This window comes from Flavobacteriales bacterium, assembly GCA_016713875.1.
Taxonomy (GTDB): Bacteria; Bacteroidota; Bacteroidia; order Flavobacteriales_F; family PHOS-HE28; genus PHOS-HE28.
Map to the genome: position 1 here is coordinate 3,105,005 of JADJOI010000003.1, position 25,673 is coordinate 3,130,677.

Annotated in this window: 22 protein-coding genes and 1 tRNA gene; 9 read left to right on the forward strand and 14 right to left on the reverse strand. The window is 65.4% G+C overall.

Annotated features, from left to right (window positions below):
- Positions 1 to 9 precede the first annotated feature (9 nt).
- Both IPJ87_14645 and IPJ87_14650 read right to left on the reverse strand, forming a co-directional pair.
- Complete coding sequence (locus IPJ87_14645) at positions 10 to 939, reverse strand: sugar kinase (GenBank protein MBK7943089.1); 930 nt, start codon at positions 937 to 939, stop codon at positions 10 to 12.
- Between the two features lie 121 nt (positions 940 to 1,060).
- Positions 1,061 to 1,134, reverse strand: a tRNA-Asn gene (locus IPJ87_14650).
- Positions 1,135 to 1,323: 189 nt separating this feature from the next.
- Between IPJ87_14650 and IPJ87_14655 the strand changes: the two genes are divergently transcribed.
- Positions 1,324 to 1,803 carry a hypothetical protein gene (locus IPJ87_14655; GenBank protein ID MBK7943090.1) on the forward strand — a complete coding sequence of 160 codons (480 nt, stop codon included), beginning with the start codon at positions 1,324 to 1,326 and terminating at the stop codon, positions 1,801 to 1,803.
- 134 nt (positions 1,804 to 1,937) lie between these two features.
- Here the strand turns inward: IPJ87_14655 and IPJ87_14660 are convergent, their stop codons facing one another.
- Positions 1,938 to 2,285 (reverse strand): single-stranded DNA-binding protein, encoded by a 348-nt coding sequence (locus IPJ87_14660; protein MBK7943091.1) that lies wholly within the window; start codon positions 2,283 to 2,285, stop codon positions 1,938 to 1,940.
- Positions 2,286 to 2,340: 55 nt separating this feature from the next.
- A complete protein-coding gene (locus IPJ87_14665) occupies positions 2,341 to 2,700 on the reverse strand; it encodes a single-stranded DNA-binding protein (protein ID MBK7943092.1) in 360 nt (119 codons plus the stop codon).
- Between the two features lie 363 nt (positions 2,701 to 3,063).
- Between IPJ87_14665 and IPJ87_14670 the strand changes: the two genes are divergently transcribed.
- The 5 genes from IPJ87_14670 to IPJ87_14690 all read left to right on the forward strand — a co-directional run bounded on the left by IPJ87_14670 (position 3,064) and on the right by IPJ87_14690 (position 9,602).
- Positions 3,064 to 3,537, forward strand: a complete 474-nt coding sequence (locus tag IPJ87_14670) for a sigma-70 family RNA polymerase sigma factor (GenBank protein ID MBK7943093.1) — start codon at positions 3,064 to 3,066, stop codon at positions 3,535 to 3,537.
- On the forward strand, positions 3,512 to 4,954 hold the full coding sequence (locus IPJ87_14675; GenBank protein MBK7943094.1) for a hypothetical protein: 1,443 nt from the start codon (positions 3,512 to 3,514) through the stop codon (positions 4,952 to 4,954). Before IPJ87_14670 ends, IPJ87_14675 begins: the two co-directional genes overlap by 26 nt.
- Positions 4,951 to 6,114 carry a PKD domain-containing protein gene (locus IPJ87_14680; GenBank protein MBK7943095.1) on the forward strand — a complete coding sequence of 388 codons (1,164 nt, stop codon included), beginning with the start codon at positions 4,951 to 4,953 and terminating at the stop codon, positions 6,112 to 6,114. The genes IPJ87_14675 and IPJ87_14680 overlap by 4 nt, the downstream gene beginning before the upstream one ends.
- A 504-nt stretch (positions 6,115 to 6,618) precedes the next feature.
- Positions 6,619 to 8,718, forward strand: a complete 2,100-nt coding sequence (locus tag IPJ87_14685; protein ID MBK7943096.1) for a PKD domain-containing protein — start codon at positions 6,619 to 6,621, stop codon at positions 8,716 to 8,718.
- Between the two features lie 50 nt (positions 8,719 to 8,768).
- Positions 8,769 to 9,602, forward strand: a complete 834-nt coding sequence (locus IPJ87_14690; GenBank protein MBK7943097.1) for a universal stress protein — start codon at positions 8,769 to 8,771, stop codon at positions 9,600 to 9,602.
- Positions 9,603 to 9,605: 3 nt separating this feature from the next.
- Here the strand turns inward: IPJ87_14690 and IPJ87_14695 are convergent, their stop codons facing one another.
- From IPJ87_14695 to IPJ87_14705, 3 genes are read right to left on the reverse strand one after another with little or no spacing between them, the layout of a single operon-like run.
- Entirely contained in the window at positions 9,606 to 11,396 is a 1,791-nt protein-coding gene (locus IPJ87_14695) for a SpoIIE family protein phosphatase (protein MBK7943098.1), read from the reverse strand.
- A 5-nt stretch (positions 11,397 to 11,401) separates the two neighbouring features.
- Complete coding sequence (locus tag IPJ87_14700) at positions 11,402 to 12,289, reverse strand: hypothetical protein (GenBank protein MBK7943099.1); 888 nt, start codon at positions 12,287 to 12,289, stop codon at positions 11,402 to 11,404.
- A 1-nt stretch (position 12,290) separates the two neighbouring features.
- Positions 12,291 to 12,794: a YfiR family protein gene (locus IPJ87_14705; GenBank protein ID MBK7943100.1), complete on the reverse strand. Its 504-nt coding sequence runs from the start codon at positions 12,792 to 12,794 to the stop codon at positions 12,291 to 12,293.
- Between the two features lie 79 nt (positions 12,795 to 12,873).
- Here IPJ87_14705 and IPJ87_14710 point away from each other — a divergent pair, with 79 nt between their 5' ends.
- Complete coding sequence (locus tag IPJ87_14710; GenBank protein MBK7943101.1) at positions 12,874 to 14,346, forward strand: M28 family peptidase; 1,473 nt, start codon at positions 12,874 to 12,876, stop codon at positions 14,344 to 14,346.
- 13 nt (positions 14,347 to 14,359) lie between these two features.
- Here the strand turns inward: IPJ87_14710 and IPJ87_14715 are convergent, their stop codons facing one another.
- The 4 genes from IPJ87_14715 to IPJ87_14730 all read right to left on the reverse strand — a co-directional run bounded on the left by IPJ87_14715 (position 14,360) and on the right by IPJ87_14730 (position 17,142).
- Positions 14,360 to 14,878 carry a ferritin gene (locus tag IPJ87_14715; protein MBK7943102.1) on the reverse strand — a complete coding sequence of 173 codons (519 nt, stop codon included), beginning with the start codon at positions 14,876 to 14,878 and terminating at the stop codon, positions 14,360 to 14,362.
- Between the two features lie 21 nt (positions 14,879 to 14,899).
- On the reverse strand, positions 14,900 to 15,463 hold the full coding sequence (locus tag IPJ87_14720) for an aminoacyl-tRNA hydrolase (GenBank protein MBK7943103.1): 564 nt from the start codon (positions 15,461 to 15,463) through the stop codon (positions 14,900 to 14,902).
- A 72-nt stretch (positions 15,464 to 15,535) separates the two neighbouring features.
- Positions 15,536 to 16,183, reverse strand: coding sequence for a 50S ribosomal protein L25 (locus tag IPJ87_14725; protein MBK7943104.1), 648 nt, complete (start codon positions 16,181 to 16,183; stop codon positions 15,536 to 15,538).
- Positions 16,184 to 16,194: 11 nt separating this feature from the next.
- The gene (locus IPJ87_14730) at positions 16,195 to 17,142 is read right to left on the reverse strand and encodes a ribose-phosphate pyrophosphokinase (protein ID MBK7943105.1); all 948 of its coding nucleotides are present in this window, start codon (positions 17,140 to 17,142) and stop codon (positions 16,195 to 16,197) included.
- A 122-nt stretch (positions 17,143 to 17,264) separates the two neighbouring features.
- On the opposite strand from IPJ87_14730, the gene rnr reads away from it, so the two are divergent.
- Positions 17,265 to 19,442, forward strand: coding sequence for a ribonuclease R (gene rnr, locus IPJ87_14735; GenBank protein MBK7943106.1), 2,178 nt, complete (start codon positions 17,265 to 17,267; stop codon positions 19,440 to 19,442).
- Here rnr and IPJ87_14740 read toward each other — a convergent pair.
- From IPJ87_14740 to IPJ87_14750, 3 genes are read right to left on the reverse strand one after another with little or no spacing between them, the layout of a single operon-like run.
- Positions 19,429 to 20,184: a response regulator gene (locus tag IPJ87_14740; protein ID MBK7943107.1), complete on the reverse strand. Its 756-nt coding sequence runs from the start codon at positions 20,182 to 20,184 to the stop codon at positions 19,429 to 19,431. The genes rnr and IPJ87_14740 overlap by 14 nt on opposite strands.
- Before the next feature lie 9 nt (positions 20,185 to 20,193).
- Positions 20,194 to 23,214: a PAS domain S-box protein gene (locus IPJ87_14745; protein MBK7943108.1), complete on the reverse strand. Its 3,021-nt coding sequence runs from the start codon at positions 23,212 to 23,214 to the stop codon at positions 20,194 to 20,196.
- A 45-nt stretch (positions 23,215 to 23,259) separates the two neighbouring features.
- Positions 23,260 to 24,771, reverse strand: coding sequence for a toxin-antitoxin system YwqK family antitoxin (locus tag IPJ87_14750; GenBank protein ID MBK7943109.1), 1,512 nt, complete (start codon positions 24,769 to 24,771; stop codon positions 23,260 to 23,262).
- 441 nt (positions 24,772 to 25,212) lie between these two features.
- Between IPJ87_14750 and rpiB the strand changes: the two genes are divergently transcribed.
- Complete coding sequence (gene rpiB / locus IPJ87_14755; protein MBK7943110.1) at positions 25,213 to 25,650, forward strand: ribose 5-phosphate isomerase B; 438 nt, start codon at positions 25,213 to 25,215, stop codon at positions 25,648 to 25,650.
- Positions 25,651 to 25,673 lie beyond the last annotated feature (23 nt).

Genomic DNA, 25,673 nt, shown 5'->3' on the forward strand with positions numbered 1-25,673 from the left:
GCGGTCCGCTCAGTCCTCCACCAGCTCGATGTCGAAGTCCACGAGATCCACGAACTGCTGCACCCGCTGATCGATGTCCTCGCGGGTGATCTCCGCCAGGCGTTCGATGCCGAACTTCTCGCAGGTGAAGCTGGCCAGGGCGCTGCCCACGATGATGGCGCGCTTGAGGTTGTCGAAACTGTGATCCTGCGTACGGGCCAGGTAGCCGATGAAGCCCCCGGCGAAGGTGTCACCGGCGCCCGTGGGGTCCACCACATCCTCCAGCGGCAGAGCGGGCGCGAAGAACACGCGGTCGGGACCGAAGAGGAGGGCCCCGTGCTCCCCCTTCTTCACCACGAGATATCGGGGGCCCATGGCCAGGATGCGCGCCGCGGCCTTCACGAGGCTGTGCTCACCGCTCAACTGGCGCGCCTCGGCGTCGTTGATGGCCAGGATGTCCACCCGCTGGATCACCCGCTTGAGGTCCTCCAGGGCGCTGTCCATCCAGAAGTTCATGGTATCCATCACCACCAGGGCCGGACGCTCGGCCATCTGGTCCAGCACCTTGGCCTGCACCTTGGGGTCCAGGTTGCCGAGCATCACGTACGGGGCCTGGGTGTAGGTGGTGGGCAGCTTGGGGTCCAGGTCCAGCAGCACGTTCAGCCGGGTCTCCAGCGTGTCGCGGCTGTTCATGTCGTAGTGGTAGCGGCCGGCCCAGAAGAAGCTCTCCTTACCCGGCAACACCTCCAGCCCCTGCAGGTCCACCCCCCGGCGGCGCAGGTCGTCCATCACCGCAGCGGGGAAGTCATCGCCCACCACGCTCACTAGGCCGATCTTGTCCAGGAAGATGCTGGCCGCCAGGGAGATGTAGGTGGCGGCCCCGCCCACGGTCTTCTCGGCCACGCCGAAGGGGGTCTCGATGCGGTCAAAGGCGACGGTGCCGACGGTGATGAGCTGCATGGGGAGGGGGGCGGGTTGGTTCACGCAGAGGTGCAGAGGGCGCGGCGGAGGGTCCGCCAGATCCCGGGCGGATACACTCCTTCAAAAGGAAGAAAGCCGCTCGCGCGGCTCTCTTCATTCGCTCCCCGGGCTGGACTTGAACCAGCGACCCCATGATTAACAGTCATGTGCTCTAACCAGCTGAGCTACCAGGGAAGGTGTCCGTTGAAAACGGAGCGCAAATGTAAGCCGCGCCCGGGCATCGGCCAAGTGCCGGGGCCGCCCGATCGGGGAAGGCCCGTTCCCGCCACTTGCTGACCACCGCCCGCCACTTGCTCATCCCGCCTATGGAAGGCCTGGGGGCCGCGGCAGTTTTGACCCATCGAACGCCAACGACCCCACCCCATGAACGCCCGCCTCCTCCTCACCACCGCCGCCACCATCCTCTCCGCCGGCTGCCTGTTCGCCAGCAAGCAGGTCACCTTCCACGGCAAGATCGAGACCCTCGACGGCGGCGCCCGCCGCACCGTGGTCCTCGTGGAGCGCGCCAACGGCGAGCTCGATAGCCTGGTGGTGGGTGCCAACGGCAGCTTCAAGCTCCAGGTGGAGGCCGACAGCCGGCTGCGCCTCACCTTCCGCCAGAACGGCTACATCACCAAGGTCGTGGAGGTCAACACCATCAACGCCTTCCCCAAGTTCAAGGCCGAGAACGACCGCGACGTCCGCTTCTCCGTGGAGCTCATGCCCCAGAGCCCCTCCAACGACCTGGTCTTCGCCGCGCCCGTGGGCCACATCACCTTCATCAAGGGCAGCGGCCTCATGAAGGTCCACTACGACCACACCCTGGTGACCCTGCCCGCCACGGACGTCACCGCCGCTCGCTGATCACATCACTCCATGGGACGGGGGTCCTGTTGACGATGGAGGGGCTGCCTGAGGGTGGCCCTTCCGCGTTCCGCAGGAAAAGCGAAGAGGGCCGCCCCTTCCGGAACGGCCCCCTTGCCGGAGTTCGTGGCGGATCAGGCCGCCTTGGCGCCGGTGGCCAGGAGCTGGAAGTCGTTGAGGACGACCTCGCTCACCTGGCGCTTCTGCCCGTCCTTGCCTTCGTAGCTGCGGTGCACCAGGCGCCCCTCGAGCACCACGCCGGTGCCCTTGCGCAGCATGCGCTCCACCATCTCGGCCGTGCGGCCCCAGGCCACCACGGTGTGCCATTGGGTGGTGCTCACACGGTCGCCGTTGGCGTTGCGGTGGCTGCTGTGGGTGGCCACGCTCATGCGGGCCACTTTGCGTCCTTGCGCGATCTCGCGCACTTCCGGATCGTACCCGAGGTGGCCGATCAACTGCACTTTGTTCTTCAGGGTGTTCATGACCTCGTTGGGTTTGGGGGTTGATGAGGGGTCGTTGAATGGTCGGAGGACGTGATCAGGCGGCGGCCTCCACGGCGGGTTCGTTCTTGTTCACCACCTGGAACTCGCTGAGCACCACTTCGGTGATGTAGCGCTTCTGGCCGTCCTTGCCTTCGTAGCTGCGGTGCACCAGCTTGCCCTGCAGGGCCACACGGCTCCCTTTGTGAAGCAGGCTGCCCACCTGATCGGCCTGGGCGCCCCAGGCCACCACGGTGTGCCACTGGGTGTCGGTGATGCGCTCACCGCTCTTGTTGGTGTAGCTCTCGCTGGTGGCGACGCTCATGCGGGCCATCCGGCGTCCGCCGTTCACCTCCTTGATCTCCGGGTCGTTGCCCAGGTTGCCGATCAGCTGCACAAGGTTCTTCATCGTGTTCATGGTCTCAGGTGTGTTTGAGGGTTTGTGTGTTCGTTCTATGTCGGCTTGTCGTAGAAACCGCTGCAAACCTTCACCCCTCGATCACCCGGACTCGGTAAGTCGTCATTTGTATGCGACAGCAGTCGTTTGCCACCATTTGTTGGACGGATATTCCCGGGTGGAAAGGCTGCTGATCTTCAGTACCTTGCTGGGCACGCGGACCCGTTGATCCCCCGGCAGGCAGCGGAAGCGCCGAACGAGGCGTCAACGGCTACGGAAACCACCTGAACGGTGCGTGAACTCACCGAGCGCGAGCTGGTGGAAGGCTGCCTGCGCGAAGACCGTCGCAGTCAGGAGGCCCTCTACACGCGGTATGCGCGGCGCATGTACGCCGTGTGTCTCCGCTATGCCCGGCACGAGCTGGAGGCGCAGGACATGATGCAGGAAGGCTTCGTGCGGGTGTTCGACAAGCTCGGCGGCTTCAGGCAGGACGGTTCGTTGGAAGGATGGGTCCGCCGCATCATGGTGCATACCGCCATCAACCAGTATCGCCGTAAGTCGTTCCAGCAGGAGCGCTTCGGGCTGGAGAAACTGCCGGAGGACCCGGTGGCGGCCACCGCCCTGGCCGACCTGGGTGAACGCGAGCTGCTGGCGCTGGTGGCCGGACTGCCGGACGGCTACCGGACGGTGTTCAACCTGTTCGCCATCGAGGGCTACGACCACGCGGAGATCGCATCCATGCTGGGCTGCGGGGAGAGCACCTCGCGCAGCCAGCTGGCCAAGGCGCGCCGCATGCTTCAGGAACGCATTCACGCCATACACCAGACGACCCATGAGGGAAAGGCATCCGATCGATGACGTGTTCCGACGCGGCCTTTCGGCCGCCGAGGTGGAGCCCCCTGCCGCGGTGTGGGAGGGTGTGATGCGCCAACGTGCCGGGCGCCGGCGCCTGGTGGTGGTGTGGCGTCGCTTCCGGTGGATGGGCCTGCTGGCCTTGCTGGTGGGGGCTCCTGTCGTGTGGTGGGCCACCACACCGGCCTCCGTTCGCCCTGCACTCGCCGCCGTCCAGACGTCCGAACCACGTTCCGACCCATCGGGTGCTGCCACAGGAGTCCTCCCCGGCGCATCCATGCCCGACCCCGGAACGAACACCCCGCCGCCCCCCTCTCCGGCCCGGATGACGGATACCCCGTCCACAGCCGGTCCCGCCACGACCAGGAAGGCCGAAAGCCGCCCGGAGGTCGCCGCCGTCCGCCCGGAAGAGACCCTCGCTCCCATCGCACCGGTGGGAACGACCAGCCATGTCGGGGCCTCCGAACACAACGGACGCGAGCGGGTCTCCTCTGGAGCGCGCGAGGTCCCCGAGAGGGAACGCAGCGCATCGACGAGCACCTTCGGCGGCTCGGCGGCAGGGGCCCTGCGGATGGCGGACCGCTTGACCGGTGGCGACGCGGAGCGCATGCAGGGAAGGCGCCCGGATGTGCGGCACGCCATGCCCACCGCGGCTCCAAGTTCACGCACCCCGCCCACCGGCTATGTGCTGCCCCGCGCGGACTGGTGGCTGGCCGTGGTGGCCGGGCGATACGACCGAACGCGGCGTTGGAAGGGCAGTGACGTCGAACTGGTGAACGCGCGCTCGGCCGTGGAGGGCCACGCCGGTGAATGGCATTGGGGGCTGTGGGCCGGGCGTCGGTGGCGGTCGGGCACCTGGTTCGGCGCCGGGGTCGAGCACACCGGTGGCCGCAGCGCTTACGAACGCTTCGACCAAAGCCAGCAGGTGAGCGCGTTGGTGAATACCAGCGTGGTCATCTTCGATAACACGGTGCTGGCCACCCAGAGCGATACCCTCTTCGTGGTTCAGGAGCGGTCCGAGACCACGGCGATCACAGGCAGGTCATCCACCTGGCGTGTGCCACTGTTGCTCGGCTGGGAGCGAGGTGTACGCCGGTGGGTGTTCGGCGCCCACCTGGGGCTTGCCGCGGAATGGCAGCGCATGCGCGAGGGCTACCTCTTCGTGGAGGAGTTGAGCGAAGGGGGCGCTGTGGTGCAGCGCACCGAGCGCGTGCGCGATGCGGACCGGTCATTCGGCCTGGTCTCCGCTCAACTCGCGCTGGATGGCGGATTCCAGCTCACCGAGCATTGGCGGATCACCGCCGGGCCGGTCTATCAGGCGGGCTTGGGCGTCGTCCTCGGAGAAGGCGCCGTTCAGGCTCTTCCCGCGCGACTGGGTGGACAACTGCGGCTCAGCATCGATCTTCCGCACCGGAACCGATGAAAGGAACGTCCTCCATCCTCGTGCGAGTAGCGCTGCTTGCGCTGGTGCCGATGCTGGGCGCCCGTAGTTTGGCGCAAGGCCAACCCTGTGGGGCGGGTGTCACGGTCCAGGTGACCGCAACCCCCACGGGTGCCCATACTTGGTCGTTGGTGGCCACGGTGGATGGGGCCTCGGCCGTATACAACTACGCCTGGAACCCCGGAGATGGCCAAGGAACCTCTGGCGGTGGCACCGCGTTCGATCACACGTTCGGGGCACCGGGGTCCTATTTGATGTGCGTGAGCGTGGATGTGCTGGACCAACAAGGCGATTTCTGCACCGCCACGGGATGCGTGGTGATCAACAACACCGGGCTGCCTCCGACCGTGTGCGACTCCACGGAGCTCGATTTCGCGGGCAGCTTCGACAATGGCACCTTCACCTTCGCGCTGGAGAGCATCATCACCACGCCCATAACAGGGGTCGTATGGGACTTCGGCGATGGCGCTACTGGCTCCGGGACGTCCGTCTCCCACAGCTTCACCGGCAACGGGCCATACGCCGTGTGCATGACAGTGACCCTGCTCGACGCCGTGCTGCAGGACAGCTGCACCGTGCAGTCCTGCAACTGGGTGTACTTCGGGCCCGACACCATCCCCTGCGGACAGGTGTTGCAGCCTGATTTCGACCACCTGATCAATGGGAACACGGTGGCGTTCATCAACACCTCACTGACGTCCGGCGCGCTGCCCAACCTGTTGTGGGACTTCGGCGACGGCACGACGAGCACGGAGCTGCAGCCCGTGCACACCTATGCGCTTCCGAACCTCTACTCCGTGTGCCTCTCCGTGACCATAGATGGTCCTCTGGCCCCCGACACCTGCACGTTGTCCGTGTGCCTGCCCGTTGAACTGATGCCGCTTGTGGGCATCGACGAGGAGGACGCCCACGTGTTCACCGTTTCGCCGAACCCCTGTGCCGACGTCCTTGCCGTACGCTCGGAGCCGGGCTCCGCGATGTGGTCCGTAGAGGTGCTTGACACGCAAGGACGACGTTGCTGGTCCGGGACGCTGAACACGGGCCTTGACCATGTGGACGTTTCGGGCTTGAGCGCCGGACCCTACCTGTTGCGCGTGCGGAATGGACAACGTGCGCGGGCCGTGCGCTTCCTGAAGGAATAGACCCGGGCGCCGCGTGTGGTCCGATGGACGTCTACGGTCATGTAGCCCCACGCCCATGAACCTCCGCGCCCTTACCCTTGCTTCGATCGCCAGCCCGCTGCTGGTGCTGGCCAACCCCTGTGACAGCCTCGTCGCGGACTTCCAGGCCGACATCATCGGCACGACCGTCACCTTCACCCCGGGGGGGGGGCCCGGGCGCGGGGGGGGGGCGCGGGGGGGCAGGGAGGCGGGGGTTGCCCTTGGGGGCGGCCCAGGGGGGGGGGGATCGACAACTCCTGGAGCTATCAGTGGGACTTCGGCGATGGCACTGGAGATTGGACGCCGACAACGACGCACACGTACCCGGGCGCCACCGTCTTCCAGGCGTGTCTGAAGGTCTGGACCTGGGACCCCCTGGCGCAGGACACCTGTTTCGCCACCTCCTGCCAGATCATCGACCTCACCGGCGGTGACCCCTGCGCCCAGCTGCAGGCCGGCTTCTTCGCCAACGCGGGACCGGGCTTCGTGCAGTTCTCCAACGCCACTACCGGCACGGGCCTCTCCACCTCCTGGGTCTGGAGCTTCGGGGACGGCAGCACCTCCAACGACCCACAACCCTTCCACACCTACGCACAGCCGGGCACTTACACCGTCTGCCTCACCGCCATCAGCATCCTCCAACAACCCGGCGGCGGCGTCATCACCTGCGTGGACAGCACCTGTGCGCCGGTGATCGTGCCAGGGACCAACAACCCTTGCGACAGCCTCAACGCCGACTTCCAATTCAGCGCACAGGGCACCTACGTGGCCTTTCTGCCACAGGTGATCGACAACACCTGGAGCTATCAGTGGGACTTCGGCGATGGCACCTTCGACTGGGGCCCCAACGTGAACCACCCCTATCCCGGACCCTCCGTCTTCCAGGCCTGCCTGACCGTGTGGACCTGGGACCCCCTGGCGCAGGACACCTGTTTCGCCACCTCCTGCCAGATCATCGACCTCACCGGCGGTGACCCCTGCGCCCAGCTGCAGGCCGGCTTCTTCGCCAACGCGGGACCGGGCTTCGTGCAGTTCTCCAACGCCACTACCGGCACGGGACTCTCCACCTCCTGGGTCTGGAGCTTCGGGGACGGCAGCACCTCCAACGACCCACAACCCTTCCACACCTACGCACAGCCGGGCACTTACACCGTCTGCCTCACCGCCATCAGCATCCTCCAACAACCCGGCGGCGGCGTCATCACCTGCGTGGACAGCACCTGTGCGCCAGTGATCGTGCCAGGGACCAACAACCCTTGCGACAGCCTCAACGCCGACTTCCAATTCAGCGCACAGGGCACCTACGTGGCCTTTCTGCCACAGGTGATCGACAACACCTGGAGCTATCAGTGGGACTTCGGCGATGGCACCTTCGACTGGGGCCCCAACGTGAACCACCCCTATCCCGGACCTTCCGTCTTCCAGGCCTGCCTGACCGTGTGGACCTGGGACCCCCTGGCGCAGGACACCTGCTTCGCCACCTCCTGCCAGATCATCGACCTCACCGGCGGTGACCCCTGCGCCCAGCTGCAGGCCGGCTTCTTCGCCAACGCGGAACCGGGCTTCGTGCAGTTCTCCAACGCCACCACCGGCACGGGCCTCTCCACCTCCTGGGCCTGGAGCTTCGGGGACGGCAGCACCTCCAACGACCCACAACCCTTCCACACCTACGCACAACCTGGCACTTACACCGTCTGCCTCACCGCCATCAGCATCCTCCAACAACCCGGCGGTGGCGTCATCACCTGCGTGGACAGCACCTGTGCGCCGGTGATCGTGCCGGCCAGCAGTGGATGTGACAGCACCTACGCGGCGACCTACACCGCTATGGTCGCGGGCAGTTCGGTGGCCTTCTATGGACTCTCCACGTTGCCCACCGTTGGGTGGTCGTGGGACTTTGGCGATGGGACTTCGGGCGGTGGCCAGAACACGCAGCACGTTTATCCCGGACCCGGTGCATACTACGCCTGCCTCACCACGTGGTATTGGGGGCCACTGGGGCAGGATACCTGTTGGGCCACGCACTGCCAATGGATCAGCATCGCTTCCGCGGCTTCCTGCGACAGCCTGTTCGTAGCGGACTTCGAATGGACGGGGCTGGGCACGGCGATCGCCGTCCAGAACACCACCCAGGCGAACGGGCCCATCCTGTCCGTGAGCTGGGACTTCGGCGATGGCGCCACGGCCACGGGCGGATCGGCCGCCCACACCTATGCAGGACCGGGCACCTACACGGTATGCCTGACGGTGGTGGGCCTCGACCCCTGGGCGCAGGACAGCTGCACGGTGGTCCTCTGCGAGAACGTGCTCGTGGGCGGCCTGGCCATCGGGGTGGGCGGGCAGGGTCCGACGCCCGTTCTGGTGCCGCAGCCGTTCACCGACCGGTTGGTGGTGAGCGGGCTTTCGGGCAGCACGGTGAGCGTGGAACTGGTGGACGGCACAGGACGGACCGTGCTGCGCGGTGCGGGCCGCGCTGGATCCGAACTGGAACTGAACACCAGCAGCCTCGCGCCCGGGGCCTATGCCGTAATGATCACGGTCGACGGCCTCGTCGTTCGGTCGCGTGCGGTCAAGGCATGGCGTTGACCGCGGGGCACGCCTATCTTGGCGCCCCAACCGAGACCGCGCCGATGAGCATGCGCAAGACCATCCTGGTCCCCACGGATTTCACCAAAGTGGCGGACTGTGCCATGAACCACGCCATGAAGCTGGCGGAGCGCGTCGATGCCGGCGTGACCCTTCTGCACATCGTGGATAAGGCCACCCTGACGGACGAGGCACGGACCAAGCTTGAGATGGAAGCCAAGCGGGCCTCGCAATGGAGCGCGACCGTGCAGGTGGACGCCTTGGTGCGGGTGGGCAACGTGTACGAGGACATCGGTGAGGCCGCCGCGGAGATCGGTGCTGCCTTGATCATCATGGGCACTCATGGCATGCGAGGCATGCAGTTCATCACCGGAAGCCGGGCGCTACGGGTGATCACCAATAGCTCGGTGCCTTTCATCGTGGTGCAGGAGCGCAACATCAAGTCGGAGGGATACCGGGACATCGTGGTGCCCCTCGACCTGCACAAGGAGAGCCGGCACAAGCTCAGCCTGGTGGCCGACATGGCCAAGTACTTCAACAGCAAGGTGCATGTGGTGGTGCCCAAGGAGAGCGATGAGTTCCTCCACAACCAACTGCATAATCACATCAAGTTCGCCGGGCAGTTCCTGCGCGAGCGCGGCATCGAACATGAGGCCCACATCCTTCAGGAGGACAGCGACGACTTCGTGAAGGGGGTGATCCGCTATGCGGTGAAGATCGACGCGGACCTCATCGCCATCGTGAACATGCTTCAGAACAGCATCTTCGGGGTGCTGGGCGTGCCCAACGAACAGGAGATCATCACCAACGAGCCGATGATCCCTGTGATGTGCATGAACCCCTTGAACAACACGACGTCCGATATGCCGATCTGGGGGCCATAGGCCTCAGGCGCGCATGCCGATCACCAGGATGTCGTCCACTTGTTCGTGGGCGCCTTTCCAGTCCATGAAGGCCTCCAGCAGGGCGCGTTTCTGGGCCTCGAGCGGCTCGTTGCTGATGGCCACCAGCAGTTCGCGGAAGCGGCGGTAGAGGAACTTCTTGCCTTTGGGCCCGCCGAACTGATCGGCATAGCCGTCGCTGAAGATGTAGACCACATCGCCCTCTTGCAGTTGGATGCGGTGATCGGTGAAGGACTGGCCGTGCAGTTCGAAGCCCCCGATGGGGATCTTGTCCGGTGCGTATTGGATGACGTCACGGTCGCGGACCAGGTAGAGCGGGCAGTTGGCCCCTGCGTATTCCAGGGTCCGGGTATCAGGGTCGAACACACAGAGCGCCATGTCCATCCCATCGCGCACGATGGATTGGTCGCGGTCCTTGTGCAGCGCATCGAAGGCGATCCGGTTCAGCGAGCGCAGGATGGTGCTGGGGTGGAGGGCCTCGCTTTCGCGCACCGCCTGATTGAGGCCGTTGTGGCCTACAAGGCTCATGAACGCCCCGGGGACACCATGGCCGGTGCAGTCCACCGCGGCGAACACCGTACGGTCGGCCACGCGCTCGAACCAGTAGAAGTCGCCCGAAACGATGTCCTTGGGCCTGTAGAACACGAAGGAGCGTGGCAGCAGTTCGCGGATCTTGCGCTCCGGCGGCAGGATGGACTCCTGCAGACGTTTGGCGTAGCGGATGCTGTCGGTGACGTTCTTGTACAGCTCCACCACCTTGCGGCTCTGGCGCTCCACCTCCTCCTTTTGGCGCACCACCTCCTCGGTACGCTCCCGCACCTTCTGCTCGAGGACCCGTTCGCGTTCGCCCAGCTCGGCGCGCATCTTCAGCAGGGCGTGGCCCAGGACATCCTCCTCGCTCAAGGGCTTGTAGTCGGCGTCGAAGTCACCGGCGGCCACCGCGTGGCTGAAGTCCGTGGTGCGTTTGAGGCCCTCGATCAGCCCCATGAGGGCGCTTGTCATCTCGCCGATCTCGTCGTTGCCGGTGCGGATGCGGCCCCGTGGGAACACGCCCCGGCCGAGGCCCAGGAGCACGGTGCGTAGCCGTTGCACCGGGCCCACGATGCCCCGGATGATCACCACCGCCACGATGAGCCCCACGGCGATGAGGCCCATGCCCAGATAGAGCACGAAGAACTTCAACGAGTCGAAGCTCCTGATCATGCCGCTGCTCAGCTGGCGGCGCTTGCTCTCCTGCATGGCCAGCAGCACATCCAGGTCGGCAAGCACCTTGTCCGTCTGCTCATCCAGCGGCCCACCCTCCTCGGCCAGGTCGTTGCGCTCCAGGAAGACCAAAGGATCGCTGTAGCTCTCCATGTCGGGCAGCATCTCCTTGATGCTGCCATGCAGCAGGAACATGGCGTCCATCTCGCCGAACACACGGTTGGCCAGCTCCACCTCCTCGCGGTCCCAGTTGGCAGATAGGGTGTCGATCCGGTCCAGGAGGGCGGGCAGGTCCTCACCGGTGACCTCCACCAGAGAGGTTTTCTCCCGGGCGTCCGGGCGGCTCTCCACCAGGGCCCAATGCTTGACCAGCATGTGGGCGTTCACCACCAGGTTGCGCAGCCGCACCAGGGCATCGACGCTGGGGCTGTACACCTGGTTGATCTCGTCGTTGATCTGCCGGCTCCGCTCCAGGGTTCGGTTGGTGAGCAGCAGCACCAAGGCGGCAAAGAAGATGAACAGGCCGAAGCCCATCCCGATCTTCCTGCCGATGGTCATGCGCAGCCTGGCCATGGCGGTCAGCGGTCCTCCTCCGGACCCAGTTCCTCGAAGAGTTTACGGTAGTGCTCGGAGCGTTCGGCGTCCTGCAGGCTGTAGTAGATCCCCTCGAGCCCCAGGAGCGTTTCGCGGCGCTTGGGGTTCATCCGGAACGCCTTCAGCATGTACGGGAGCGCCTGGAGGAAGAACTCGCGGCTCACCTCCTGGATCCGCTGCAGACTGGGGATGTCGTACTCCGCCCCGACCCGCTGGATGTTGTACACGCCCCGGTTGTAGTAGAGCGTGGCCAGGTTGTAGTTGGCGCCGTAGTTGCCGGTGTCGATCCGCAGCACCTGCTCATAGGTGGCCACGGCCTTGTCGTACCAGGACAACTGCTCCCTGTCCTGGTTGTACAGCTTGGTGTATACCGTACCGAGCGCGTTGTGGAATTCCACATCCTTGGCCGCGCGATCGGGTGGTGCGCCCCGGCGGTCGGTGGCAGCGGTGTATTTGCCATACAGCGCGAGGGCGTCGTCCGGCCTCAGTTCGTTCAGGGCCCTGGCCGCATCGTTGAAGTAGGTCTTGCTCAGGAAGTCATATGCCTGTGCCGCGTTCTCTGTGTAGTCACCACCCTGATCGTGGGCCAGGCAGCGGTCAAGGCTCGCCAGCGCGCTGTCCCGATCGGCCTCGCCCTGCGGGGTGCCGGTCTTTGCCTTGTAGAGGTCTTTGAGGATGAAGCCACGCAGCAGCCAGGCCTCCGGGTCGCGCTGGTGGCCGGGCTCCAGCACCGCCTCGTCCACCAGGGCGCGGGCCTCGTTGAGCGCCCCGGCCTGGTACTTGCGCAGCGCTTCGGCCAGCAGGTCCGTCTGCGCCACGCCCAGCGCTGGCAGGGCGAGCAGCAGGAGGGCGGTATGGAGGCGGCCGCTCATGTCATTCCACCACACGGTGGGCCAGTTGTTTGAGGGTCAGGGCCACTTCCAGCTTGTGCTTTCGCGCGTTGGTCACGCTCAGCTCGTACTTCAAGGTGCTGGCCACCTTCACGAAATTGGCCACCGCGCCATCCTCCAGGGCATCCGAGTACTCCGTGACGATCAGGGTGGGCTTGTTGGCCAGGTTGCGATAGATCTCCGGCATCAACGCCAGGTCGTGCTGGCCCACGAACAGGATATGGCAACGGTCGACGTTCGGTGAACGGGGCAGCTTGCGCACCTCGATGGGCTGTTTCCCGATGGCCTTCGTGCTGTACTTCTTGATCAGCTCCTGGTACAGGTTGGCCCCACCGATCACACCGATCACGAAGGTGCCCGAGCTCATCCCCGGGTCCTTCCACTCCACCAACTTGGCGATGTTGTAGATGTAGCTGGCCTGCACAATCGCCGTGGTATCCTTCTCCACGTCCAATTGAGGCGGGGCGGCTGCGAGCACCGGGCCCACCAACAGAAGCATCAGCGCACGCCATGCCCATGCCGGCATTGTCCGCGGGCTACCTTTGCCCGTCGCGTCCCACATGGCCATGATCTTCCCCAACAGCGGGCAAAGTAGATGCCGTTGGAAGGCCTGTTCGGCGCTGGCCCTCAGCATCTTTTCACACGGCATTGTTCACGGACAGGCCTCGGACCTGTCCCGCTTCGAAGCGGAGGCCCGCGAGAACGCAAGAGGATACGAGTGGCTGACGTGGAGCTCCACCGCCATCGGGCATCGCCTCACGGGCAGCCCGCAAGGCGCGCGCGCACAAGCGGCGGCCGACAGCCTGTTCCGCCTGGCCGGCGTGGCCCGCGTTTCCCAGCACCCCTTCGCTGCCCAGGCGTGGGCGCGTGGCACCGTGATGCTGAAGCTGAGCGATGATGTGGGCACGGAGCACCTGGCGGCCGTGGCCTTGGCCCAGACCCCGGACAGCGCCGATGTGGAGGGCGAACTGGTGGACCTGGGCAATGGACTGGCGGAGCAGTACACGCAGCTGAACGACCGCGTGGCCGGCCGCGTGGTGCTCATGAACATCGGCCTGGTGGACGCGCCCAACGGCACCGGCAACCTGCACCGGAGCGAGAAGGCCGCCTTGGCCATCCGGCATGGCGCCATCGGCATCGTGTTCGTCAATAACGTGGACGGCGGGGTGCTGCTGACGGGGACCGCCTCCATCGACGGGGCCACCATCCCGGTGCCCGCTGCCTGCATCGCCTCCGAGGACGGACGGCGGATCCGCGAGCGCCTCCAAGCGGGTGCTTCCCTGCGCGTCGGCCTGCGGATGACCAATCGCATCGGCACCGTGCAGGCGCGGAACGTGGTGGCCGAGATCCCGGGATCGGACCTCGCGCAGGAGGTGGTGGTGCTCGGCGGTCACCTGGACAGCTGGGACCTCGCCACGGGTGCCACGGACAATGGGTTGGGTGCCTTTTCCATCGTGGACATGGCCCGTGCCGTGGTGGCCAGCGGGCATCAGCCCCGGCGCACCCTGCGCTTCGTGCTCTTCATGGGCGAGGAGCAGGGCCTCCTTGGTTCAGAAGCGATGATGACCGATCTCAAGGCCTCCGGTGAACTGGAACGCGTGCGGTGCATGATCAACATGGACATGACCGGCGATCCCTTCGGCTTCGGCGTGGTGGGGCCGGCGGGCTGGGGCCCGCTGGTGGACACGCTGATGGCACCGATCCATGCGATGGACACGGCGTTCAGGATGGACCTGAAGGAGCGGGCCTGGCTGCACAGCGACCACCAGTCGTTCCTGCTCGCCGGCGTACCGGTGATCAACCCGCTCTGCGACCTGGGCGGGCACGTGTACGGCTGCTACCACAGCAGCTGCGACGACGTGCACCTGGTGGACCCGCGGGACATGGTGAACAACGTGCGCTTCGTGGGGGCCTTGTTGCTGCAATTGGCCGATGCGCCCGCACTTCCAGGGCACTTCACGGAACAAGAACTGGGTGCACGGTTACGCGCGGACGGGCTGGAAGAAAAGCTCCGGATGGCCGGGCAATGGCGCTGGTGAGGGACCGCCCCGGTCAGGCCTTGCCCCCGCCGCCTTTGTCAGGGGTGACCACGCCCTCAAGGTCCCGGTCGAAAAGATAGAGACCGCCCTTGTCGTTCCCGATCAGGTTGAGCTTGTCGATGAGCGTACGCGCCAACGCCTCCTCCTCGATCTGCTCACTGACGTACCACTGCATGAAGTTGTGCGTGGTGTAGTCCTTCTCCTTGAGGCAGGTGTCCACCACTTGGTTGATGGTGGCCGTCACGTGCGTCTCGTGCTCCAGCAGGCTGCGGAAGATGTCGGTGATGCTCTTGAAGTCCGTGGAAGGCTGCTTAAGCGCAGGCACCAAGGCCCGGCCACCGCGTTCGTTCACGAACTTGATCAGCTTCAGCATGTGCATGCGCTCCTCGTCGCTGTGGCGGTACAGGAAGGCGGCCGTTCCGCTGAGGCCCTGGTTCTCGGCCCAGCTGGCCATGGCGAGGTAGGCCTGGCTGCTGCTGGCCTCAATGGCGATCTGCCCGTTGAGGGCGGTCTCGATCTTCTTGGATAGCATGGTGCAAAGGTAGCGGGCCGATCAGCGGTTGTTGAAGTGGTTCATGGCTTGAGCGACGCCAAGCAGGCCCACCTGCACCACCGCCTTGGAAGCCAACTCCAAACGCTCGGGCAGCTGAGTTTGTTCCTCGGCTGTCCAATGGGCCAGGACGAAGTCGCTCTGGCGTCCACGTGCAAAATCACTTCCAATCCCGAAGCGCAGTCGCGGGAATGCCTCCGTGCCGAGCACCTCGATGATGTGGCCGAGGCCGTTGTGGCCGCCCGCCCCACCGCTGGAGCGAAGGCGCACCTTGCCGTACGGCAGGGCCAGGTCATCGCTCACCACCAGCACCCGCTCCACGGGCACGTCCTCCTGGTCCATCCAGTAGCGCACGGCCTTGCCGCTGAGGTTCATGAAGGTCTGGGGTTTCACCAGGATGAAGGTGCGCCCCTTGTGACGGAATTCGGCGTGGTCGGCGTAGCGGGCCGGGCCGAACCGCACCTCGAAGGACCGGGCCAGATGGTCCAGCACGTCGAACCCGATGTTGTGGCGGGTACCGGCGTATTCCGGGCCGGGGTTGCCCAGGCCCACGATCAGGTGCTTCATGGGGTTCAACGCGCACGGACCCCGTGGGTGCGGGGTCCGTGCAGGGGGTGTTCGGCCCGATGGGCCGGGTCATCACTTCTTGGCGGCGGGCTTGGCCTCGGCCTTCTTGGCGTCGGCAGCAGGAGCGGCGGCGGCCGGGGTGGCAGCGGCGGCAGCGGCCGGGGCGGCCTCGGCCTCCTTCTTCGGCACGCTCACCTTCAGCACCACCTCCTCGGGTTTGTTCAGCACCTCGATGCCGGCGAACTTCAGGTCGCGCACCCGCACGTTCTGGCCGATTTCCACATGCTCCACATCGAATTCCAGATGCTCGGGGAGCTGGCTCGGCAGCCCCACCACATCCAGTTTGCGCAGCGTCTGGTTCAGTTTGCCGCCTTTGCGCACACCGGCGGGCTGTCCCTTCAGGCGCAGGCTCAAGGTCACGCGGGCCGGCTTGTCCTCGGCCATTTCGATGAAGTCCGCGTGCAGGATGGCGTCCGATACGGGATGGAACTGCGTTTCCTGCAGCTTGGCCATCACCTTGCGGCCTCCCAGGTCCAGCTCGATGCGATAGGCGTCGGGGGTATGCACCACCTTGCCCAGGGCCGCCTCGTCGGTGGCGAAGTGGGTGACAGGGCCACCGCCGTAGAGGACGCAGGGCACCTGCTTCTCGCGGCGAAGCTGGTCGGCGTTCTTGGTGCCGGTGGTGGTGCGCACGGCGCCGGTGAGTTCTACCTTCTTCATGGGTCGGGGGGTTAGGCGATGATGAAATGGCTGCTGATGCTCTCGTGGCTGCGGACGCGCTTGATGACGTCCGCGAACAACTGGGCCACGGTGAGCTGCTTGATCTTGGTGGTGCGGGCCAGCTTTTCGGGCCCGATGGGGATCGTATCGGTGACGATGAGCTCCGACAGGCTGGAGCGTTGCAGGCGGTCGCAGGCCTCGCCGCTCAGCACGGCGTGCGTGCACACGGCGCGCACGCTCTTGGCACCCAGGTCGGTCATCATATCGGCCGCCTTGGTCAGCGTGCCGGCCGTGTCCACCATGTCGTCGATCAGCACCACGTCCTTGTCCTTGACGTCGCCGATCACGGTCATCTTCTCGATCTGGTTGGCCACTTTGCGCTGCTTGTAGCAGATGGCCATATCGCAGCCCAGGTGCTTGCTGTAGGCGTTGGCCCGCTTGGTGCCGCCGGTGTCGGGCGCCGCGATCACCAGGTCCTTCAGGCCGAGCTCCTTGATGTAGGGCAGGAAGATGCTGCTGGCGAACAGGTGGTCCACCGGCACCTCGAAGAAGCCCTGGATCTGGTCGGCGTGCAGGTCCATCGTCATCACGCGGTCCACGCCGGCGGCGGTCAGCATGTTGGCCACCAGTTTGGCGCCGATGCTCACCCGCGGCTTGTCCTTGCGGTCCTGACGGGCGAACCCGAAGTAGGGGATCACCGCCACGATGCGTTTGGCGCTGGCACGCTTGGCGGCATCCACCATCATCAGCAGCTCGAAAAGGTTGTCGCTGGGCGGAAAGGTGCTCTGCACGATGAAGACCAGTTCGCCGCGCACGGTCTCCTCGAAACTGGGTTGGAACTCCCCATCGCTGAAGCGGCTGACGGAGACCTCCCCGAGCCGCTCGCCGGAAAAGGCGGCGATCTTCTCGGCCAGGTACCGCGTGGCGGTACCGCTGAAGATCTTGGCGGATTCGTACATGGCTTCCCGCGAAAGGGCTGCAAAGGTAGTGATCTCCGGGAGGTTATCAACGATCGTTGGTGGACCCAAGGCAAGGGGGTGGCCGCGCCTTTGAGCGACCTTCGTGGCCGACCTCATTCCGGATGCCCGCCCGACGCCCCTCCCCCACCGACGGTGAACTGGCCCCGCGCGTGCTGGCCGCCGTGCGGCGCGCCGGCCATGCCGGGGTCACCAGCCAGCAACTGGCCCTCCAGCTGGGCTTCCGCGACAAGGACCAGCGCTACTTGCTCTATGACGCCCTGGAGTCCCTTTTGGACGACGGTCGGGTCCGCAGTGGTAAAAAGGGACGGTACATCGCGGCCGGCGGGGCCGACACCCTGGAGGGTTCCATCGATATCATCGGCAGCGGGGGCGGCTACGTGCGGCCCGATCCGACCGGCGACATGGGCCAAGGCGACGTGTTCGTGCACCCCCGGAACGTGGGCACTGCGCTGCACGGCGACACGGTGCGCGTGAAGCTCACCGGTGGTCGTGGGTCACGGCCCGAAGGACGGGTGGTGGAGGTGCTTCGCCGCCGGAGAACGGAATTCGTGGGCACCGTGCACCTGCGTCAGGGGCGATTGATGCTGGTGGCCGATGACCAGCGGGTGCAACGCCCGTTCCTGATCCCGGTCAACGAGGGCCGTGGAGCCCGGGAGGGCGACAAAGCCATCATCGCCCTGGGCGATTGGAAGGACGCCCGTGACCTGCCGCGCGGCAGCGTGGTGCGTGTGCTGGGCCGCGCAGGGGAGCACCAGGTCGAGATGCACGCCATCCTGGCCGAGTTCGGACTGCCACTGGAGTTCCCTGAGAGCGTCCTTGCCGCGGCCGCCACGATCCCCGACGGATGCACTCCCGAGGAGATCGCCCGCCGACGGGACATCAGGAGCATCCCCACCCTCACGATCGATCCCGAGGATGCCAAGGACCTGGACGACGCCCTGAGCGTGAGACGGTTGGACAACGGTCATTGGGAGGTGGGCGTGCACATCGCCGATGTGAGCCACTATGTGCACCCCGGTTCCGTGGTGGACATGGAAGGGGCCGCGCGCGCCACCAGTGTCTACCTGGTGGACCGCGTGGTGCCCATGCTGCCCGAGCGGTTGAGCAACGACCTGTGCTCGCTCAACCCTCACACGGACAAGCTGAGCTTCAGTGCCATCTTCGAGCTGGACGACCGCGCCCGGGTGAAGGCCGAGTGGTTCGGACGCACGGTGATGCGAAGCCAGCGGCGGTTCGCTTACGCAGAGGCGCAGGCGATCATCGACGGGGCTGAGGGCGAGTTCGGCCCGGCGGTGCTCACCTTGCATCGCCTGGCCCAGGTGCTGCGCACGGATCGGATCGCCAATGGCGCGCTGGAGATCGGCGGCAACGAGGTGAAGTTCAGGCTGGACGAGAAGGGGCGGCCGATCGAGGTGTACCAGAAGGTGATGGGGCCGGCCAACTGGTTGATCGAGGAGTTCATGTTGCTGGCCAACAAGCGTGTGGCGGCCTGGGTGAACAAACAGCGCAAGGGCGGCGCGCCCCCGTTCGTGTACCGTGTTCACGACCTGCCCGATGCCGAAAAGGTGGAACAGCTGCGCGCGCTGGCCCGCAGCTTCGGGCACGAGCTCAGCGTGGGCAAGGGCGAGGACCTGCCGCACGCGATCAACCGGCTGCTGCGCGCCGTGAAGGGCCGCGAGGAGGAGAATATCATCAAGCAGGTGGCCATCCGAAGCATGGCCAAGGCCATCTACAGCACGGACAACATCGGCCACTACGGGCTGGCCTTCGAGCACTACACCCACTTCACCAGCCCCATCCGCCGTTACCCGGACCTGCTGGTTCATCGCGCCATGGCGCACTACCTAGGGGGTGGTCGCCACCTGGACAAGGAGGTCCTGGAGGTGAGCTGCCGGCACAGCAGCAACATGGAAAAGCGGGCGGCCGACGCCGAGCGGGCGAGCATCCGCTACAAACAGGCCGAGTATCTGCTGGCCCGCGTGGGCGAACGTTTCGAGGGCACCATCAGCGGCCTCACCAACTGGGGCATGTACGTGGAGCTGAAGGCCAACCGCTGCGAGGGCATGATCCCGCTGCGCGAACTGCCCGGCGATGCATACCGCTTCGATGCCGAGCGCTATCAGGTGGCCGGGCTGCGCACGGGCCGTCGGTTCCGCTTGGGTGACGAGGTCGCCGTCCGCATCAAGGCGGTGGACATGGACCGCCGCACCGTGGACCTGGTGTTGGACGAGGCACGCGGGGCAAGGCCACCCGCGAAAGGGCGCACTAAACGAGCTTGAGGCGGCGCGACAGGTCGTCCTTGTAGCTTCCTCCGATCGGGATCACCTTCTTGTCGTTCTCCAGGATCAGGTTCGGCTGCTCGATGGCCACGATCTTGTCGATGCGCACGATGAAGGAGCGGTGCACCCGGGCGAACTCGCTCTCGGGCAGCTTGCCCTCGATGTCCTTCATGGTGCTGTGCACCGTGTAGCGGGCGTTGAGCGTGTTGATCACCACGTAATCCTTCAGCGCCTCGATGTAGTAGATGTCGCTGATGCGCAATTTCACCAGGCGGCTGTTGCTCTTCACGAAGAGCAGGTCGTTGGCACTGCCCTGGTTCTCCACCAGATTGAACAGCAGGTCGCGCTCCTTGAGCACCTCGGCCTCCTTCTTGTGCTTGTACAGCGCCATCTCGATCGACGTGTGGATGTCGATCTCCTTGAAGGGCTTGATGATGTACCCGTAGGGCTGGGTGACCTTGGCCTTGTTCAGGGTGCTCTCATCGGCATACGCCGTGAGGAAGATCACCGGGATGTTGGTCTCCTGGCGGATCTGTGTGGCGGCCTCGATGCCGTTCATCTCCCCCTTGAGCATGATGTCCATGAGGATGATGTCCGGTTGCGCCTCGACGGCAAGCTTCACGGCCTGTTCGCCCGTGGCAGCGGCACCCACGACATTATAGCCCAGCTTCTTGAGGCTGTGCTGGATGTCCTTGCTCACGATGCTTTCGTCCTCAACGACCAGGACATTGGTCTGGGCCATGTGCGCACGCTACTTGATGCGATCAAAAGTAAGGAAATACCGCACCCCGGGGCCGCTGTGGCGTTCCAGGCGGGCATCGAGCTGTTCGCTCAGGGTGGCCACGAGCTGCAGGCCGAGGTTCGAATCGCGTTCGGCGTCGAAGCCCACGGGCAGCCCGATCCCATCATCGGCCACCTCCACGGTGACGCGCCCGTCGTGGCTGGACAGCGCGATGGTGATGACGCCCGCCGCGCCGTCCGGGTAGCCGTGCTTGAGGGCGTTGCTGATGAGCTCGTTGAGGATGAGCCCGCAGGGGATGGCCTGGTCCAGCACCAGCTCCACGCGCTGTAGATCGGTGCGCAGCTCCACCTTGCCGCTGAGGCTGTAGCTGAGCACCAGGTTGCGGGCCAGCCGATCGATGTACGTCGACAGGTCCACGCTGCTGAAGGTCTTGTTCTGGTAGAGGCTCTCGTGGATGAAGCTCATCGAGCGGATGCGGTCCTGGCTCTCGCGGATGAGGTCGAGCATGCGCGGATCGTGCCCCACGTAGGCGGTCTGCAGGTTGAGGATGCTGCTGATGATCTGAAGGTTGTTCTTCACACGGTGGTGAACCTCCTTGAGCAGCACCTCGTTCTCGCGCAGGCGTTCGATCAGCTGCCGCTCGGCCTCCTTCTTGTCGGTGATCCCGTATGCCAGGCAGCTGATCTCAGCCACTTGTCCGTCCACACGGATGGGGTTCAGGAAGTTCTCCACCCAGCGCGTGCGGCCATCGGTGTCGTGCATCTCCACCTCGAACTGACGGGGCTTGCCCTTCATGGCGGCCTCGTAGTGCGCGCGGATGGACCGGCGCTCGGCGGGGGCCACGCGTTCGAGCATATGCTCCAGGAAGGCGTCGCCCACACGCGGTGTGTAGCCGAAGGCCTCCGCGCTGCTGTCGCGGAAATGATCGTTCAACGAGGTGATGCGGAAATCCCGGTCGAGGGTCCACACCATCATGTTCGCGCTGTTCTCGAAGATGGCCGTGAGGCGGGCGGCCTGATCGCGCACGGTGCGCTCGGCCAGCTTCTGCTCGGTGATCTCGTGCCCCACGCCGAAGACCTCGCGCACGCGCCCATCGGCGCTGAACACCGGGCTCAGGAAGACCTCGTTGCTCACATATCGCCCCTGTGCATCGGTGAGCTCGGTCTCGAAACGGAGCGGCCGGCCGGTGAAGGCCTCCCGGTACTTCTCCTCCCAGAACGCGTGGTACGCCTCGCCCGCGAAGCGCCGGCGGGGGATGTTGCCGTCGTGGTTGATCTCCGGGCGCGTGCCGTACAGGCGTTCGATCATCCGCGCATAGCCCTGGTTGAAACTGGTGAGGGCGATGCGCTCGTCCACGCTCCAGAACATGTGCTCACTGCTCTCGAAGAGCGCGCGCAGCTTGGCTTCCTGTTTCTCCACCTGCCCGCGGGCCTCCTGCTCGCGGGTGACATCCCGGAAGATACCGCGCGTGGCCACGGGCCGGTCGTCGACCCGGCGCACGTTGCGATTGCCCACCACGGTGATGCGTCTTCCATCCTTGGCCAGCAGCACCGTGGTGATGGTGCCGCCCGGATCCCCGGCGAAGGCCTCCTCGAACTGGGCACGATAGGCATCCCGATGGTCCGGATGCACCACGTCCCATACCGTGAGGTCCGCGATCTCATGGGCGGCATAGCCCAGCGTGTCGCGCCAGGCCCTGTTCACGTACTCGAAGCGACCCTCGGGCGTCACGCTCTGGATGAGGTCCGTAGCGTTCTCGAACAGGTCGCGGTATCGCTCCTCGCTGGCCCGCAGCGCCTCCTGATCGCGCTTGGCGTGGGTGATGTCGCGGCTCACGCCCATGCTTCCCAGGAGCGATCCCTGCTCATCGTACAGCCGTGATGCGGCCAGGAAGGTGAGGAAGACCTCGCCGCGATGGTCGATGTTGTGCACCTCGCCGGCGAACGCACCGTGCGCGTTCAATTCGGCCTGGATGCGCAGATGCTCCTCTTCCCGGGCATAGAGCATGCGTGCGGGACGTCCGAGCACCTCCTCCGCCTCGTAGCCGAAGCGCACCATGGCCGCGGGATTGAACTCCGTGATGAGCCCGGCCTCGTCCACGGCGATGATCATGTCCAGGGAACTGTCCACCAGGCCGCGGGCGAACCGGCGCGACCGACGCAGTTCGTCCTGTGTGCGGCGGTGGTCCATGATCTCCTGCCGCAGCACGCGGTTCACCTCCTCGGCCATCTGGGCGCGCAGGCCCGCATGCATCGTGGCCCGCATGCGCTCCGCATCGCGCAGGTGCACCTGAACGGCCGGGTCGCTTTCGTGGAACGTGCGGGAGGCGGACAGGAGCACGCGTGACCGTGAGCCGTCGGCCCGCACCAGGTCCAGTTCCACGGGGGCCCCCTCTCCATCGCGCTGCGCATCGGTCAGACAGCCGGACAGCACGGAACGCTGGGGGGGGTCGACGGCATCAGCGAGGACCGCGCCTGTGCTGGTTACGCCCAACAGCAGGTCCGCGGCGGGATTGCCATAGCGCACAAGCCCGTCCTGCACGATGAGGATGCCCTCGGGGGCATGCTCCACGAGGCGGCGGTAGTTGTCCAACAGCGCCTGCTGTTCCAGCTCGGCCTGCACCTGGGGCGACCGGTCGATCAACGTGCCGGCGATGGTGGTGATGCCTTCCTCGGTCCGGTCCAGGTAGACGTTCTCCAGCACATGCACGGTGCGGCCGCTGTAATGGCGCAGGCGGATGGTGTGGTTGATGAGGTGACGGCGCTCGGTGAGTTCGCGCAGGTAGTCCGCGCGGTCCTCTTCGTTCAGGTACAGCACGGTGGCGTTCACCCGCATCAACGCATCGCGATCGGGATAGCCCAGGATGCGGGCCATCGAGGCGTTGCACTCCAGGAAGCGCCCGTCCAGCGTGGTGCGGAACACCCCGGCCATGTTGCGGTCCACCAGGTCCTCGTACTGCCGCCGAAGGTCCAGGTAGGCCTTGGCCAGCTCCTGGGTCCGTGACGCGTCCGCTCCGGCCGTTCCGCTCATCGGGTCGAACTTACACAGGGGGCTGTCGATCGCGTCTGCCTCCGATCACGGGGCGTCGCCTCCGCTCTCGAACGGCGGCGGTACGCGGGTGCCATCGATCTTCACCTCCTGGCCGTCCTTGTAGCGGATGGTGATCAGCAGTTGCCCTTCGGGCGACCAGTGCTCGAAATCGCCCTGCTGAAGACCCATCGCATAGCGACCCTCCAGGCGCAGCTGCCCGTTGGGCCACCACCACCGATGCCGTCCGTTGGGCTCACCGCCCACGAAGGAGCCCTCGAAGCTGCGCTTGTCGTTCTCATAGGTGTGGCGCCACTCCCCTTCTTTCAGCCCGTCCTGGTAGGCACCCTCCTCGGTGTGGTCGCCCACGCGGTAGAACCACGCGCCCTCACGCTTGCCGTCGATGAACTCGCCCTGCGTGATCACGTTGCCCTCTTCATCATATTCCACCGAGGCACCATCCTCACGGCCTTTCCGGTAGTTCTCCTCTCGATGCAGCTTGCCGCTCTCGTAGAACCACTTCCAGAGGTTCTGGGCCTGGCCCGCCTGATAGCGCCCCTTCTGCTCCACGGCGCCACTTCGATGGAAGAAGGTCCACTCCCCTTCCCGTTTGCCGTCCTTGTACTCGCCTTCAGCGCGCTTCTCACCGGTCACATAGTACTCCGTCCAACGGCCCTGGGGCACACCACGCTCATCCACCGGGCCCTCGCGCATCAGGCGGTCGTCGGTGTAGATGGCCGCGGACCGCACCTGGCCCTGCTCGTCGTACTCACGGAACAGACCTTCCCGGGTGCCTTGCTTGCTGTAACTGCCGATACTGGCCACACGCCCGTTGGGGTGATAGGTGTTCTTGATGGTCAGCGTCATCGCCGCGCGTGAGCCGGTGTCCACCTGGTCCTGATCATACTTCACCATCTGCTTCAGGCTGCCGCTGGCGTCATACTCCTTGTAGATGCCCTGCCGCTTGTCGTCCACATAGGTGCATTCCCACTTCACCTTGCCGTTGGCATGGAACTCTTTCCAAGGTCCCTGCTTGAGCCCGGCGGCATCGATGCGGTTGATGGCCTCGCGCTTGCGGAGCATGCCGCCGCCGTAGCTCAGCAAGGCCACCAACCGGCCGTCCTCGGCATACTCGTACCCCCTCCCCTCCTCCTTGCCGGCCACGAAGGGCACCACCTTGTGCACCTGTCCGTTCGCATGATAGTAGGTGCTGTTGCCCTCGCGCACATCGGCCACGAAACGTTCTTCGCTCACCAGGGCCCCGGAGGCGTCGTACTTGCGCTGCGCGCCGTCCTTCCGCCCATCGGTGTATTCGATCGTGGAACTGAGCCAGCCCTCCGGCGCATAGAACTTCCACAGGCTGTCCAGTTGGAACCGTTGGCGGCCGCCCTCGGAGCGCAGCACGCCGTTCTCGTAATAGGTCTTCCAGTAGCCTTCGGGCTTGCCATCCACCAACATACCCTCGCTGCTGATGGTCCCGTTGGCATGACGGTATTGGGTGAAGCCGTCCTGAGCGGTCGTCACAAAGGTGGAGCACACCGTCACGGTCACGACGATCATCCGATACACAGCACGTATCCCATAAATACTTTCTTTAAAGAGAATAGATGATATAGTAGGGGCTGTGAACACGGTGGATGATCGGTGGGCCGTCCGCTTGCACGAACGGGTTATCAAAAGTAGTTCACCGCAACGGGCTGCCTTGTGGATGACCGATACCGTGCTGAGCCGCGGTGGACGTGGAACGGGCATCGGCCATCCACGATCGTGGAGAACGGCCGCTGGCGGTGTGGTTGAAAACCCAGGGAGCATGAACGGGTCTGTTCCGGTGGGATCCCCGGTGCACAACCCGGTAGAAGATCCGCTTGCTGTTGACGATCCCTTGGCGTATGGCGCCGTGGACAACTTGTGGGTCGAAAAAGTTGTTGGTCGATCATCCACAGCGATCGACCACGATCGACGATCGGATCGTGGACAAGTGGGCCGGGGTATCTTTGAGGCATGGCACAACACATCGCCGTAGGCAGCGATCATGCGGGCGTGGACCTGAAGCACGCGGTGAAGGAACACCTTCGGTCACGCGGGGTGGAGGTGACCGACAAGGGCACCCATGTGCGGGAGAGCGTGGACTATCCGGACCATGCGCATGCGGTGGCGGCCGCTGTGGCTGCGCAACAGGCCGAGCTGGGCATCCTCATCTGCGGCAGTGGCAACGGGGTGGCCATCACGGCCAACAAACACCGGGGGGTGCGGGCAGCCCTCGCCTGGCTGCCTGAGCTCGGCCGCTTGGCGCGCGAGCACAACAACGCGAACGTGTTGGCCCTTCCGGCGCGCTTCATCAGTGTGGAGCAGGCCCTGGCCGTGGTCGATGCCTTCCTGGATGCCCGCTTCGAAGGAGGCCGACATCAGGTGCGGGTGGAGAAGATCGAACAGGCATGAGGCGGCTCCTGGGGTGCGGGCTC

What these genes read in the sequence shown, in the direction of transcription:
- IPJ87_14645 (MBK7943089.1), bottom strand. Translation starts at nt 939, where the DNA reads ATGCAGCTCATCACCGTCGGCACCGTCGCCTTTGACCGCATCGAGACC.
- IPJ87_14655 (MBK7943090.1), top strand. Translation starts at nt 1,324, where the DNA reads ATGAACGCCCGCCTCCTCCTCACCACCGCCGCCACCATCCTCTCCGCC.
- IPJ87_14660 (MBK7943091.1), bottom strand. Translation starts at nt 2,285, where the DNA reads ATGAACACCCTGAAGAACAAAGTGCAGTTGATCGGCCACCTCGGGTAC.
- IPJ87_14665 (MBK7943092.1), bottom strand. Translation starts at nt 2,700, where the DNA reads ATGAACACGATGAAGAACCTTGTGCAGCTGATCGGCAACCTGGGCAAC.
- IPJ87_14670 (MBK7943093.1), top strand. Translation starts at nt 3,064, where the DNA reads ATGTACGCCGTGTGTCTCCGCTATGCCCGGCACGAGCTGGAGGCGCAG.
- IPJ87_14675 (MBK7943094.1), top strand. Translation starts at nt 3,512, where the DNA reads ATGAGGGAAAGGCATCCGATCGATGACGTGTTCCGACGCGGCCTTTCG.
- IPJ87_14680 (MBK7943095.1), top strand. Translation starts at nt 4,951, where the DNA reads ATGAAAGGAACGTCCTCCATCCTCGTGCGAGTAGCGCTGCTTGCGCTG.
- IPJ87_14690 (MBK7943097.1), top strand. Translation starts at nt 8,769, where the DNA reads ATGCGCAAGACCATCCTGGTCCCCACGGATTTCACCAAAGTGGCGGAC.
- IPJ87_14695 (MBK7943098.1), bottom strand. Translation starts at nt 11,396, where the DNA reads ATGGCCAGGCTGCGCATGACCATCGGCAGGAAGATCGGGATGGGCTTC.
- IPJ87_14700 (MBK7943099.1), bottom strand. Translation starts at nt 12,289, where the DNA reads ATGAGCGGCCGCCTCCATACCGCCCTCCTGCTGCTCGCCCTGCCAGCG.
- IPJ87_14710 (MBK7943101.1), top strand. Translation starts at nt 12,874, where the DNA reads ATGATCTTCCCCAACAGCGGGCAAAGTAGATGCCGTTGGAAGGCCTGT.
- IPJ87_14715 (MBK7943102.1), bottom strand. Translation starts at nt 14,878, where the DNA reads ATGCTATCCAAGAAGATCGAGACCGCCCTCAACGGGCAGATCGCCATT.
- IPJ87_14720 (MBK7943103.1), bottom strand. Translation starts at nt 15,463, where the DNA reads ATGAAGCACCTGATCGTGGGCCTGGGCAACCCCGGCCCGGAATACGCC.
- IPJ87_14725 (MBK7943104.1), bottom strand. Translation starts at nt 16,183, where the DNA reads ATGAAGAAGGTAGAACTCACCGGCGCCGTGCGCACCACCACCGGCACC.
- IPJ87_14730 (MBK7943105.1), bottom strand. Translation starts at nt 17,142, where the DNA reads ATGTACGAATCCGCCAAGATCTTCAGCGGTACCGCCACGCGGTACCTG.
- rnr (MBK7943106.1), top strand. Translation starts at nt 17,265, where the DNA reads ATGCCCGCCCGACGCCCCTCCCCCACCGACGGTGAACTGGCCCCGCGC.
- IPJ87_14740 (MBK7943107.1), bottom strand. Translation starts at nt 20,184, where the DNA reads ATGGCCCAGACCAATGTCCTGGTCGTTGAGGACGAAAGCATCGTGAGC.
- IPJ87_14745 (MBK7943108.1), bottom strand. Translation starts at nt 23,214, where the DNA reads ATGAGCGGAACGGCCGGAGCGGACGCGTCACGGACCCAGGAGCTGGCC.
- IPJ87_14750 (MBK7943109.1), bottom strand. Translation starts at nt 24,771, where the DNA reads ATGATCGTCGTGACCGTGACGGTGTGCTCCACCTTTGTGACGACCGCT.
- rpiB (MBK7943110.1), top strand. Translation starts at nt 25,213, where the DNA reads ATGGCACAACACATCGCCGTAGGCAGCGATCATGCGGGCGTGGACCTG.